Genomic DNA, 13,149 nt, shown 5'->3' on the forward strand with positions numbered 1-13,149 from the left:
TGGCACCCGCAAAGGTGAACTCAGCCCATGAACTTCTTGAACTCGTCCGGCAGCTCGAAGTCCTCGCCGCCCTGCTGGGGCAGTCCGAAGGCGTTCCCGCCCTGGGCGGCGGCCTCGCGGCGCTGGGCCGCCTCCAGCTCCTGCTGCTTGCGCTTCATCGGGTTGCCGGAGCGCTGCTTGCCCTTGGCCTGCTTCGGCTGCTTCTTGGTACGGCCGGGGCCGCCGCCCATGCCCGGCATCCCCGGCATGCCCGGCATGCCGCCGCCCTGCGCCATGCGGGACATCATCTTGCGGGCCTCGAAGAACCGCTCGACGAGCCCCTTGACCGCGCTGACCTCGACACCGGAACCCTTGGCGATACGCGCGCGGCGCGAGCCGTTGATGATCGTCGGGTCCTGGCGCTCGCCCGGGGTCATCGACTTGATGATCGCGGCGGTGCGGTCGACGTCCCGCTCGTCGAGGTTGTTGATCTGGTCCTTGATCTGGCCCATGCCCGGCAGCATCCCGAGGAGCTTCGAGATGGAGCCCATCTTCCTGACCTGCTCCATCTGGGCCAGGAAGTCGTCCAGGGTGAAGTCCTGGCCCTTCTTCGACGCCAGCTTGGAGGCCATCTTCTGGGCCTCTTCCTGGCTGAACGTCTTCTCCGCCTGCTCGATCAGGGTGAGCAGGTCACCCATGTCGAGGATGCGGGAGGCCATCCGGTCCGGGTGGAAGGCGTCGAAGTCGTCGAGCTTCTCCCCGTTCGATGCGAACATGATCGGCTTGCCGGTGACCTGGCGGATGGAGAGCGCGGCACCACCGCGGGCGTCACCGTCGAGCTTGGAGAGGACGACACCGTCGAAGCCGACGCCGTCGCGGAAGGCCTCGGCGGTGGTGACGGCGTCCTGGCCGATCATGGCGTCGACGACGAAGAGGATCTCGTCGGGCGAGACGGCGTCCCGGATGTCGGCCGCCTGCTGCATCAGCTCCTGGTCGATACCGAGCCGGCCGGCGGTGTCCACGATCACGATGTCGTGGACCTTGGCCTTCGCGAACTCGATGGAGTCCTTGGCGACCTTGACCGGGTCGCCGACGCCGTTGCCCGGCTCGGGCGCGTAGACCGCGGCACCGGCGCGCTCGGCGACCACGCTGAGCTGGTTGACGGCGTTGGGGCGCTGGAGGTCGGCGGCGACCAGCAGCGGGGAGTGGCCCTGCTCCTTGAGCCAGTGGGCGAGCTTGCCCGCGAGGGTGGTCTTACCGGCACCCTGGAGACCGGCCAGCATGATCACGGTGGGCGGCTGCTTGGCGAACCGCAGCCGCCGGGTCTCGCCGCCGAGGATCGTGACGAGCTCGTCGTTGACGATCTTCAGGACCTGCTGGGCCGGGTTCAGCGCCTTGGAGACCTCGGAGCCGAGGGCCCGTTCCTTGACGTTCTTGATGAACGTGCGGACGACCGGGAGGGCCACGTCGGCTTCGAGGAGCGCGATGCGGATGTCCCGGGCCGTGGCGTCGATGTCGGCTTCGCTCAGACGCCCTTTGCCGCGCAGATTCTTGAAGGTCGCTGAAAGGCGATCGGAGAGAGTGTCGAACACGGCGGCGTCGGTCCTCGGAGTCGGGGGCGGTGAGCGTCTTCCAGGGTATCCGGCCGCGCAAGGAAGTAGTCCCCGCCTTGCACGACCGTGCGATCAGCCCCTGAGAGTCTCCTCCAGTTTGCGGGCCACCGAGGCCGCCTCCTCCGCGGGCAGCGGCGCCTGGTCGGTGCCGGTCACGTAGAAGGCGTCGACGGCGTTCGCGCCCAGCGTGCTGACATGGGCGCTGCGCACCCGTACCTCCGCGTCCTCCAGCGCCCGCCCGATGCGGAACAGCAGGCCGGGGGCGTCCTGGGCGCGTACCTCGAACACCGTGGCGTGCCGGGAGGCCGCGGAGGCCACCGTCACGCGCGGCGGCGGGGCCACCCAGCCCCGGCGCCTCGGGTAGGCCGCGTCCCGTTCGGCGAGGCGGCCGGCGATGTCGAGGGAGCCGTCCAGGGCCCGCACCAGGTCGGCGCGGAGCCGGGCGGCCTGCGGCAGGGAGCCGTACTCGGCCGCGACCCGCCAGTCGAGCAGCAGCACCGTGCCGTCGTCGACGTCGTTCGGCAGTTCCAGGGCGCGCAGCTCGGCAGTGCGGACCGTGAGCCGGTGCATGGCCAGCACGCCGGAGACGGCCGGCAGGACGCCCGGCTGGTCCGGTACGGCGATGAGCAGCTCCACGCCGAGCGGCTCGGGGTCGCCGGCCGGCTCGTCCTCGGTCGCCGCGGGCTCGGTCTGGGCGCGCAGGGCAAGGACCGGGCTGCCGGTGCGGAAGGCCTCGATGGCCAGCCGCTCCTGCTCGGCCGTGGGGGCCCCCGGCTCGGGTTCGTCGGTGGTGTCGTCGCCGGCGAGGACCGCCGCGACCCGCTTCACCAGGTCGGCGACGAGGGAGCCGCGCCAGGAGGACCAGGCCGCCGGTCCGGTGGCCAGCGCGTCCGCCTCGGTGAGGGCGTGCAGCAGCTCCAGGGTGCCCTGGGTGCCGACCGCCTCGGCGACCAGCCGGACCGTGGCCGGGTCCTCCAGGTCGCGCCGGGTGGCGGTCTCGATGAGCAGGAGGTGGTGTCGTACCAGCGTCGACAGGACCGCCACGTCCACGCGGTCGAAGCCGATCCGGGCGGCCACGTCCTTGGCGATGATCTCGCCGGCCACCGAGTGGTCTCCGGGCCAGCCCTTGCCGATGTCGTGCAGCAGGGCGGCGACCAGGAGGAGGTCGGGGCGGTGCACGCGGCGGGTGAACTCGGAGGCGCGGACGGCGGTCTCGATGAGGTGCCGGTCGACGGTCCAGATGTGCACGGCGTTGCGCTGCGGCCGGCAGCGCACCCGCTCCCAGTCCGGGAGCAGGCGGGTGATCAGGCCCTCGGCCTCCAGCGCCTCCCAGACGTCCACGGTGGGGCGGCCGGAGCCGAGCAGGGTGACCAGCTGCTCGCGGGCCTCGGCGGGCCAGGGCGTGGGCAGGGGGCGTGCGGTGGTGGCCATGCGCCGTACGGCGTGCAGGGAGAGCGGGAGGCCGGCCTGGGCGGCGGCGGCCGCGGCGCGCAGCGGGAGCACGGGGTCGCGTTCGGGGCGGGCGGCGCGGGCGAGCACCACCTCGCCGTCCTGCTCCACCACGCCTTCGGCGAGCGGGGAGCGCTCGGGGACCGGCTTGCCGCCGCCCAGCATGGCGCGCAGCCGCGGGCGGACGGCGCGCGAGCGCAGCACGCGCCCCACTTCGCGCCAGGTGACATCGCTGGCGTACGAGATGACGCGCGCGGACTCGTAGACCTGGCGCAGCAGGGTGTCGGCGTCGAGGAGGTCCAGTTCGGCGGCGACCTGGTCCTGCTCCTGGAGGGCCAGGCGGTCGGTGGCCCGGCCGGTGGTGAGGTGCAGGGCGTCGCGGACGTCGAGGAGGCGGCGGCGGGCGTCGGCGAGGCCCTCGCGCGGGGCGTCGGCCAGCCAGGAGGCGGCGACGGCGCGCAGCGCGGTGGCGTCGCGGAGGCCGCCGCGGGCCTCCTTCAGGTCGGGTTCCAGGAGGTACTGCAGCTCGCCCTGGCGTTCGGCGCGCTCGGCGCACAGCTCCTGGAGCTCGGGGAGGCGTTTGGGCGCCTGGTTGCGCCAGTCGGCGAGGATCGCGGTGCGCAGTCCGGAGGTGAGGCCGAGGTCGCCGGCGATGTGGCGGGCGTCGAGCAGGCCGAGCTGGACCTTGAGGTCCTCTCCGGCGGTCTTGCGGGCCTCGGCGGGGGTGCGTACGGAGTGGTCGAGGGCCAGGCCCAGGTCCCAGACGGGGTACCAGAGCCGGTCGGCGACCGCGGCGACCGCGCCGGAGTCGCCGCCGTCGTGCAGCAGCAGGAGGTCGAGGTCGCTGCGCGGGGAGAGCTCGCTGCGGCCGTAGCCGCCGACGGCGACCAGGGAGACACCGCCTCTGATGCCCTCGGTGGCCGCCGCGAACAGTCCGGTCAGCCACTCGTCCGTGAGTTCGGCGAGGGCGGTACGGCGCGGCGGCCCGGACCGCGCCCCCTCGGTGAGGAGGCGCAGCCGGGCCGCCGCGTAGCCGCTGGGTCCCGTGTTCTCCGCGTCGTTCCGAACTTCCGTACCCGTCACCCAGCGACTCCTGCCTGTATTCAGATGGTTCTGTTCTACAGCGCGTCCGGGCCGCGCTCGCCCGTGCGGACCCGTACGGCGGTCTCGACCGGGAGCGACCAGACCTTGCCGTCACCGATCTTGCCGGTGCGGGCGGCCTTGACGATGACGTCGATCAGCTGCTCGGCGTCGGCGTCGTCGGCCAGCACCTCGATGCGGATCTTGGGCACCAGGTCGACCGTGTACTCGGCACCACGGTAGACCTCCGTGTGGCCGCGCTGCCGACCGTAGCCGCTGGCCTCGGTGACCGTGAGGCCCTGGACGCCGAAGGCCTGCAGGGCCTCCTTGATCTCGTCGAGCCGGTGGGGCTTCACGACGGCGGTGATGAGCTTCATGCGTCCACCTTCTTGCTCGTGCCGGCCAGCGACCCTCCGGAGACGGTGCTGACGACACCGCCACCCGCGCCGCTGAAGTCGTATGCAGTCTCGGCGTGCTCGGCCTGGTCGATGCCGGAGACCTCCTCGTCCTCGGTGACCCGCATACCGAGGGTCTTGTCCAGGAGGAAGGCGAGGACCGCGGAGGCGACCAGGGAGTAGCCGAGGACCGCGCCGACACCGGCGAACTGCTTCCACAGCTGGGTGAAGGAGTGGTCGCCGTAGAAGACGCCGGTCGCGGTGGACTGGCCCTTGCCGGTGGCGAAGAAGCCGATGAGCAGGGAGCCGATGATGCCGCCGACCATGTGGACGCCGACGACGTCCAGGGAGTCGTCGTAGCCGAACCTGAACTTCAGTCCGACGGCAGCGGCGCAGGCGACACCGGCGATGACGCCGACGGCGATCGCGCCGAGCGGGGAGACCGCACCACCGGACGGGGTGATCGCGACCAGACCGGCGACCGCGCCGGAGGCGGCGCCCAGGGTGGTGAACGCGCCGTGCCGGATCTTCTCGTAGGCGAGCCAGGCGAGCATGGCGGCGGCGGTGGCGACCTGCGTGTTGACGAACATCAGCGCGCCGACGCCGTCGTCGTTGCCGAGCCAGGAGCCGGCGTTGAAGCCGAACCAGCCGAACCACAGCAGACCGGCGCCGAGCATGACCAGCGGGAGGCTGTGCGGGCGCATCGGGTCCTTCTTGAAGCCGACGCGCTTGCCGATGACCAGGATGACGCCGAGGGCGCCGGCACCGGCGTTGATGTGGACCGCGGTACCACCGGCGAAGTCGATCACACCGAGCTTGAAGGCCCAGCCGTCGGCGCCCCAGACCCAGTGGGCGACCGGGACGTACACGACCGTGAGCCACAGGGCGACGAAGAGCGCCCAGGCCGAGAACTTGACGCGGTCCGCGATGGCGCCGCTTATCAGGGCCGGCGTGATGACCGCGAACATCATCTGGAAGACCATGAAGACGAAGATCGGGATCGTGTAGCCGTCCCACAGCTCCGTCAGGCCGACGTTGCTCATGCCCAGCCAGTCGGAGTTGAAGCCGATGAAGCCGTTGCTGGAGCCGAAGGCCAGGGAGAAGCCGTAGAGCACCCACAGGATGGTGACGATCCCGATGCTGATGAAGCTCATCATCAGCATGTTCAGGGTGCTCTTGACGCGGACCATGCCGCCGTAGAAGAAGGCGAGTCCCGGCGTCATGAGCAGCACCAGGGCGGAACAGATGAGCATGAAGCCCGTGTTCGCGGAGGACAGCTTGGGTGCCTCCGCGGCAAGCGTGATGGCGGCTGATGCCATCGGCGTCTCCTCGTCGGTTGTACGGCCCCGTGCGGGTCGGAGCGTGAGCGGTCCGGTCAAGCGGGGGGTGGGCCGGTTATGCGCCATGAGATTGGCGCAGCGCGGTTTCGGCCGTTGCCCCTCGTTGTTTCACCGGAGTGACGAAGGCGCCTGGCGTGTTACAGGTAGATGAATTGCGAGATGTCCGGCTGCGGGATCGTTATCGTGGCGCAACCTTCCCTCGGAGGGAGAGAACCGGCCACGGTCGGCCTTCCGATGACCTGGCGTGGGGGAGCCGAGTCGGGCAGTTCGGGAGGGCCGGCCGCGGCCGGGGTCTGGGCAGTACCGGGGTTCAGACCGCCTCGGCGGTCTCCGGGAGGTCTACGGCGAGCTGCTCGGTGAGATCGACGACCGCGGCGAGGTCGCCGTGGTCGCGGACGGCCGAGTCGACCGTTTTTCGAATACGAGTGTTGACGCGCTCGGAGCGCACCTTCTTGGCGATGCCCATGGCCTCGGAGGCCAGAACCGTGCTCTGCTCGGGCTCGCCCCGCAGCAGGTGCACGGTGGCCATGCCGATGAGGTTGAGTGCGTACGACCGCTGGTGCTCGGCGTCCTTCGCGAACAGCTCCACGGCCTTCTGCATCAGCGGCTCGGCGAGCGAGGCGTAGGCGGGGCTGCGGCCGGCGACATAGGCGAGGTCGCGGAAGGAGTGGCTGTTCTCGCCGTAGAGCTCGGCCTCGGAGAAGAAGCGGATCCAGTCGGGGTCCGGCTCGTCCCACTCGTCGGCCTCGGAGAAGGTGTCCTCGGCCATCCGGACCGCGCGCTTGCACTTGCCGGGCTGGCCCATGTTGGCGTAGGCCCGGGCCTCCATCGCATACAGCATCGACTGGGTGCGCGGGCTCGCGCAGTCCCGGCTGCCGTACTGGGCGAGATGGATGAGCTCCAGGGCGTCGTCGGGCCGGCCGAGGTGGATCATCTGGCGGCTCATGCTGGAGAGGATGTACGAGCCCAGCGGCTTGTCGCCGGCCTCCTTGGCCGCGTGCAGGGCGAGCACGAAGTACTTCTGGGCGGTGGGCTGGAGCCCGACGTCGTACGACATCCAGCCGGCCAGCTCGGCGAGTTCGGCGGCGACCTTGAAGAGCTTGCGCTCGGTGGCCTCGGGCTGGGGTTCCTGGAGGAGGTCGGTGACCTCGTGCAGCTGGCCGACGACCGCCTTGCGGCGCAGCCCGCCGCCGCACTGGGCGTCCCACTGGCGGAACATCACCGTGGTGGACTCCAGGAGCTCCAGCTCGGGCTTGGAGAGGCGGCCCGGGCGGCGGGAGTCGGCCGGCGACTCGGGGGCCCGCAGCGGGGAGCCGGGCGAGGGCACCAACCAGCGCTGCATGGGCTCGATGAGGGACGGGCCCGCCGACAGGACCAGCGAGGTTCCGAGGAAGCCGCGCCGCGCCAGCATGAGGTCGCTGCGCGAGAACTCGCTGAGCAGGGCCACCGCCTGCGGGCCCGTCCAGGGCAGGTCGACGCCGGTCGCGGAGGGTGACTGGCGGGCGGCCCGCAGACCGAGGTCCTCGACGGAGACGACGCAGCCGAACCGCTCGGAGAACAGCTCGGAGAGGATTCTGGGGATCGGCTCGCGCGGGTTCTCCCCGTCGAGCCAGCGACGCACCCTGGACGTGTCCGTCGAGATGTGGTTCGCGCCCAACTGGCGTGCCCTGCGGTTCACTTGCCGTGCCAGCTCGCCCTTGGACCAGCCGCTGCGCACGAACCACGAGTTGAGCAGCTCATTGGGGCGCTTGTCGGTACTGGTCGCGGTCGTCCCGCTTCCGCCGTTGCCGCCCACTGGAACGCCCCCATCCCTGAGACCACTTGATGCCGGATGCGCCAAGCCCTATCAGAATGCCGGTAAATACGGCTGCCCGTCCGGTAGTTCTCACCCTTCGAACGGGATGCCGAGTTGCCTCCGGCATACCCACGAGAGCATGTGCCCCCAGGCCTCGTGTACTCAAAGTAATCCTACGATCACTGCTCCAGCCATGGCGATCCCGGAAACGCCACCATTCGCCACCCCTTCGAATGAACTCACGATGGCCTTGGCGCGATTCACTTGACATAGGACGGCCGGGAGTAGGCGGAACGATGCATCCGGGGGCGCGTGTCCCCAGGCGCACCACCCAAGGCGCCTCAGGGCGCTGTCTTGACCTTGCGGGCGGAGGGGAAGGCGGAGCCGTAGCGTCACGTTCCGTTTCCGTCTCGTTCCGTGTCGTAACCACCGGCGCGCCGGACCCGTTGGAGGGGGCATGGGCTTCACGATCGGCGGCATTCGCGAGATCCGCTCCGGCACACGCCGGCGCGGTCGTTCATCGGACTGCACCGCCGTCGCCGAGTTCACCGGTCTGTGGGGCTGGGACGTGGTCCCGGGTGCCCGGGCCGCGGCCGGCGTCTGTTCCTGCGGGCACGGCGACTGCCCCGCGCCGGGAGCTCACCCGCTGGACTTCGCGCCCCAGGTGTCCGCCGGGGCCACGCTCGACGAGGTCACCAAGGCCTGGGCCGAGTTCCCGGGCGCGGCGGTGATGCTCCCGGTCGGCCACGCGTTCGACGTGATCGAGGTCGCCGAGCCCGCCGGGCGCCGCGCCCTGGTCCGTCTGGAGCGCATGGGCCTGCCGCTCGGCCCGGTCACCGCCACCCCGCAGGGCCGCACCCAGTTCTTCGTCGCCCCCGGCGCCGCCGCCGAACTGCCCGAGCTGCTCTACCGCATGGGCTGGGACGACCCGACCTCCCTGGACCTGCGGGGCCTCGGCCCGGGTACCCACATCACGGCTCCGCCGTCGGACCGGGGCGGCCTGGGTCCGGCGCGCTGGCTGCGCCCGCCGGCCCTGGACTCGGCGACCCGGCCGCCCGCCGCGAGGCTGCTGCTGGGGACGCTGGCCTACGTGGCACACCGGTCGCGGGCCTAGCCCCGCAGGCCCGTACGCCGAAGCGCCCGTCCCCCACTGCGTCTTGGGGGGCCGGGCGCTTCTCACGCGGTCGGGGGGTATTCGTATCCCCCTCGGGTCAGTCACCGATAAGGGCATCCACGAACGCTTCCGGCTCGAACGGCGCCAGGTCGTCCGCGCCCTCACCGAGGCCGATGAGCTTGACCGGGACGCCCAGTTCACGCTGGACCGCGATCACGATGCCGCCCTTGGCGGTGCCGTCCAGCTTGGTGAGCACGATCCCGGTGATGTCCACGACCTCGGCGAAGACCCGGGCCTGCACCAGGCCGTTCTGCCCGGTGGTGGCGTCGAGCACGAGCAGCACCTCGTCCAGCGGGGCGTGCTTCTCGACGACCCGCTTCACCTTGCCGAGCTCGTCCATGAGCCCGGTCTTGGTGTGCAGCCGCCCTGCGGTGTCGATGAGGACGACGTCGACCCCCATCTCCTTGCCCTCCTTCACCGCGTCGAAGGCGACGGAGGCGGGGTCACCGGCCTCGGGGCCGCGCACGGTGTAGGCGCCGACCCGCTCGCCCCAGGTCTGGAGCTGGTCCGCGGCGGCGGCCCGGAAGGTGTCGGCGGCGCCGAGGACGACCGTACGGCCGTCGGCGACGAGCACGCGCGCGAGCTTGCCGGTGGTGGTGGTCTTGCCGGTGCCGTTGACGCCGACGACCATCACGATGCCGGGCTTGCGGTCCTCGGGCTCGGTCTTCACCGTGCGGTCGGCGTCGGTGCCGACCAGCTTGAGGAGTTCCTCGCGCAGCAGGCCGCGCAGCTCGTCGGGGGTGCGGGTACCGAGCACCTTGACGCGCTCGCGCAGCCGGTCGACCAGTTCGGTGGTGGGCTGCACACCGACGTCGGCGGTGAGCAGGGTGTCCTCGATCTCCTCCCAGGTCTCGTCGTCGAGGTGCTCGCGCGAGAGCAGCGTGAGCAGCCCCTTGCCGAGCGCGTTCTGGGAGCGGGAGAGCCGGGCGCGCAGCCGGACCAGGCGGCCGGCCGTGGGCTCGGGGATCTCGATCTCGGGGGCGGCGGGCTCTTCCACGACGACGGGAGCCGAGCCGTCGGGAAGGTCGACCTCCTCTATCGTCCGGCGCACTTCGTCGCGCGGCGTCTCGGCCTCGTCGCCGATGTGCGGCTCGGCCGGGGGCGCGGTGATGTCGGGCGCGGCGGGGGGCGGCGGGGGCAGCGACTTCTTGCGCCGGCTGCCGACGACGAGCCCGCCGAGCGCGCCGAGCACGACCACGGCGATGACTACAGCAAGGATGACGGTTTCCATAACCCGTCCAGTATCCATCCCTCCCTCGCGGCCGACTTTGTTCCCTCGCGAAGGAGTTTCCGGATGATCCCCCGAAACCGGTAGTCCCTTTTGAGGGGATTAGTCGGGTTAACGTACGATGATTGACCATGAGCACCACCGCCCACCACGATGGCGCGCTCGAACATCTCGAAGAGTCCCTGGAGCACCACGGCCTCGAAACCCGGGGCATCGAACCGGTTCCGGACGCCGAGCGCACCGCGACGACCCGCGGTCTGCTCCCCACCTGGATCGCCGCCAACATCACCGTCCTGCTGGTGACCATGGGCGCGGGCCTGGCGGTCTCCTTCGGGCTGAACTTCTGGCAGATCCTGGTCGTGGGCACCGCCGCGCCGATCGTGGCGTACGGCCTGGTCGGGCTGGTCGGCATCGCGGGCAAACGCGGTGGGGCGCCGGGCATGGCACTGTCCCGCGCGGTCTTCGGCCAGCGCGGGAACCTGCTGCCCGGCGCGCTGATCTGGGTGGCGCGCTGGGGCTGGGAGACGATCAACGCGGTGACCGGCGCCTACGCACTGCTGACGGTCCTGGACATCCTGTTCGGCGTCCGGCGCAACACCGCCCTGATCATCGTCGCGCTGGTGTTCTTCGTGATCGCCACGTTCGCCATCTCGGGCATGGGCATCAGAGCGGTGCGGCGCTGCAACCGCTGGGCGACCTGGCTGTTCGGCGCCTTCTCCGTGCTGGTCCTCGGCAGGCTGATCGTGAAGACGGACTGGAGCAGGGTGTTCGGGCAGGACGCCGGCTCCGCGGCCGCGATGGTCACCGGGGCCGGGCTGATCGCGGCGGGCGGGATGAGCTGGGCGCCGGCGGCCCCGGACTTCACGCGGTACCTGCCGGGTACGGCCTCCTCGGCGGCGATCGTACGCAACACGGTCGGCGGCGCGGGGATCGTCGTACTCCCCATGGTCCTGATGGGCGCGGTGACGGCGTCGGGCATGCCCGACCTGGCTCGAGCGGCCGACCCGGTCTCCTTCCTGGGCGCGATCCTCCCGCTCTGGCTCGCCGTGCCCTACCTCCTCATCGCCCTGGTCGGGATGGTGCTGATCAACGCGATGTCGATGTACTCGGCGGGCTTCACCGCCCAGACCCTGGGCTTCCGGATCCCCCGCCACTGGGCGGTCGCCGTCAACGCGGCCATCTCGCTGGTCCTCGGCGGTGTCCTGATGCTGGCGGCGACCTCGTTCCTGGGCTCCTTCATCGCGTTCCTGTCGCTGCTGGCGGTGGCGTTCTCGGCGTGGGTGGGCGTGTTCGGGGTCGACATGCTCCGCCGTCGGGAGTACGACGCCACGGCCCTCCTCGACACGACCCCGGCCGGCGCCTACTGGTACCGGGCGGGCTTCTCCCCCGCCGCCGTCACGGCCTGGGCGCTCGGCCTGGCCGCGGGGCTGCTCTTCACCAGGTGCGACTGGTTCACCGGACCGTTCGCCGCGAACAACCCCGTCGGCCGGTACGGCCTCGGCTGGGTGGCGACGATCGTCGTCTCGGGCTTGCTGTACGCGGTGCTGCCGAAGCCGGCGGTGGTGCCGGCGGCGCCCAGGAACCCCACACCTCTGGCCGTCTGACGCACCGTCAGCTACTGTCCCCGCACACCAGCCCGGCCAAGGTGAAGGGGAACTCCCATGCCCGTCTCGGTCGTCCGCTTCAACCTCGTCGAGCCCGGCGCCGACCGGGCGTCCCTGGGCGCCCGGTACCGAGCGGCCCTCGACATGGCCGCGTACGCCGACGAGCGCGGCGTCACCACCGTCCAGACCGAGGAGCACCACGGGGTCGACAACAACTGGCTGCCGTCGCCGTTCGCCTTCGCGGGCGCGGTGTTCGGGGCGACCCGGACCATCGCGGTGACCGTGTCGGCGGTGATCGGCCCGCTGCACGACCCGCTGCGGCTCGCGGAGGACATCGCGGTCCTCGACCTGCTCAGCGGGGGGCGGCTGGTGACGGTGGCCGGGATCGGCTACCGGCCTGAGGAGTACGCCCTGTTCGACGTGGAGTGGAAGCGGCGGGGGCGGCTGCAGGACGAACTCCTGGAGACGCTGCTCAAGGCCTGGACCGGCGAGGAGTTCGAGTACCGGGGCCGCACCGTACGGGTCACGCCCCGCCCCCTCACCGACCCGCACCCCCTCCTCCTGGTCGGCGGCTCCTCCCGGGCCGCCGCCCGCCGCGCCGCCCGCCTCGGCCTGCCGTTCTTCCCGAGCGCGCACCTGCCGGAGCTGGAGGCCTACTACAAGGAGAAGCTCACCGAGTACGGCACGGAGGGCTGGACCATGATGCCCACCGCCGAGACCCCGCTGCTGCACATCGCCGAGGACCCGGACCGGGCATGGGCGCGGTACGGCGAGCACTTCCTGCACGAGGCCCGGACGTACGCCTCCTGGCAGTCCGGGGACATCCGCTCGGCGGTCCGGTCGACGGCCACGACGGTGCCGGAGCTCCGCGCGGAGGGCGTCTACCGCATCCTCACGCCCGAGGAGTGTGTGACAGCGGGGCTGGACAACCTGGTGCTGCACCCGCTGGCCGGCGGAATGCCGGTCGAGGAGGGCTGGCGGAGCCTACGACTGTTCGCGGAGACCGTGCTTCCGGCGCTACCGGCGTAGCGGGGCGAGGCGCGTCGGCGGGTCGCGGCGGGAGGGTTCGGCACCGCCGGGCAGCACCGTCGCGGCACAGACGACTTCTGTGCGGGTCGAGGAGAGTGACGCTGCGCGCCCGCCTCTGCCTGCGCAGCGAGGGGGGCCGGGATCGGCCGTGGCCGGGTGCCGGAGAGTTCGGCACCGCCGGGCAGCGCCATCGCGGCGGATCGCCGTCGCGGCACAGACGACTTCTGTGCGGGTCGAGGAGAGTGACGCTGCGCGCCCGCCTCTGCCTGCGCAGCGAGGGGGGCCGGGATCGGCCGTGGCCGGGTGCCGGAGAGTTCGGCACCGCCGGGCAGCGCCATCGCGGCGGATCGCCGTCGCGGCACAGACGACTTCTGTGCGGGTCGAGGAGAGTGACGCTGCGCGCCCGCCTCTGCCTGCGCAGCGAGGGGGGCCGGGATCGGCCGTGGCCGGGTGCCGGAGAGTA

The 13,149-nt window shown here is 71.5% G+C and carries 9 protein-coding genes; 3 read left to right on the top strand and 6 right to left on the bottom strand.

What is annotated here, in order from left to right; all coding sequences use genetic code 11:
- Window positions 1-20 precede the first annotated feature (20 nt).
- The 5 genes from ffh to ACFZDK_RS32210 all read right to left on the bottom strand — a co-directional run bounded on the left by ffh (window position 21) and on the right by ACFZDK_RS32210 (window position 7,651).
- Complete coding sequence (gene ffh / locus ACFZDK_RS32190) at window positions 21-1,571, bottom strand: signal recognition particle protein (RefSeq protein ID WP_390977433.1); 1,551 nt, start codon at window positions 1,569-1,571, stop codon at window positions 21-23.
- A gap of 93 nt (window positions 1,572-1,664) precedes the next feature.
- Window positions 1,665-4,124: a [protein-PII] uridylyltransferase gene (locus tag ACFZDK_RS32195; RefSeq protein ID WP_390977434.1), complete on the bottom strand. Its 2,460-nt coding sequence runs from the start codon at window positions 4,122-4,124 to the stop codon at window positions 1,665-1,667.
- 35 nt (window positions 4,125-4,159) lie between these two features.
- The gene (locus tag ACFZDK_RS32200; RefSeq protein WP_390977435.1) at window positions 4,160-4,498 is read right to left on the bottom strand and encodes a P-II family nitrogen regulator; all 339 of its coding nucleotides are present in this window, start codon (window positions 4,496-4,498) and stop codon (window positions 4,160-4,162) included.
- Window positions 4,495-5,835, bottom strand: coding sequence for an ammonium transporter (locus ACFZDK_RS32205; protein WP_390977436.1), 1,341 nt, complete (start codon window positions 5,833-5,835; stop codon window positions 4,495-4,497). The genes ACFZDK_RS32200 and ACFZDK_RS32205 overlap by 4 nt, the downstream gene beginning before the upstream one ends.
- 331 nt (window positions 5,836-6,166) lie before the next feature.
- Window positions 6,167-7,651 (bottom strand): hypothetical protein, encoded by a 1,485-nt coding sequence (locus ACFZDK_RS32210; protein ID WP_390977437.1) that lies wholly within the window; start codon window positions 7,649-7,651, stop codon window positions 6,167-6,169.
- A gap of 457 nt (window positions 7,652-8,108) precedes the next feature.
- On the opposite strand from ACFZDK_RS32210, the gene ACFZDK_RS32215 reads away from it, so the two are divergent.
- Complete coding sequence (locus tag ACFZDK_RS32215; RefSeq protein WP_390977438.1) at window positions 8,109-8,765, top strand: bifunctional DNA primase/polymerase; 657 nt, start codon at window positions 8,109-8,111, stop codon at window positions 8,763-8,765.
- Between the two features lie 97 nt (window positions 8,766-8,862).
- On the opposite strand, the gene ftsY is transcribed toward ACFZDK_RS32215, so the two are convergent.
- Complete coding sequence (gene ftsY, locus ACFZDK_RS32220; protein ID WP_390977439.1) at window positions 8,863-10,056, bottom strand: signal recognition particle-docking protein FtsY; 1,194 nt, start codon at window positions 10,054-10,056, stop codon at window positions 8,863-8,865.
- Between the two features lie 128 nt (window positions 10,057-10,184).
- On the opposite strand from ftsY, the gene ACFZDK_RS32225 reads away from it, so the two are divergent.
- Both ACFZDK_RS32225 and ACFZDK_RS32230 read left to right on the top strand, forming a co-directional pair.
- On the top strand, window positions 10,185-11,657 hold the full coding sequence (locus ACFZDK_RS32225; protein ID WP_390977440.1) for a cytosine permease: 1,473 nt from the start codon (window positions 10,185-10,187) through the stop codon (window positions 11,655-11,657).
- A 57-nt stretch (window positions 11,658-11,714) separates the two neighbouring features.
- A complete protein-coding gene (locus tag ACFZDK_RS32230; protein ID WP_390977441.1) occupies window positions 11,715-12,686 on the top strand; it encodes an LLM class flavin-dependent oxidoreductase in 972 nt (323 codons plus the stop codon).
- The last annotated feature ends 463 nt before the right edge of the window (window positions 12,687-13,149 follow it).

The organism is Streptomyces sp. NPDC007901 (assembly GCF_042959465.1).
GTDB lineage: Bacteria > Actinomycetota > Actinomycetes > Streptomycetales > Streptomycetaceae > Streptomyces.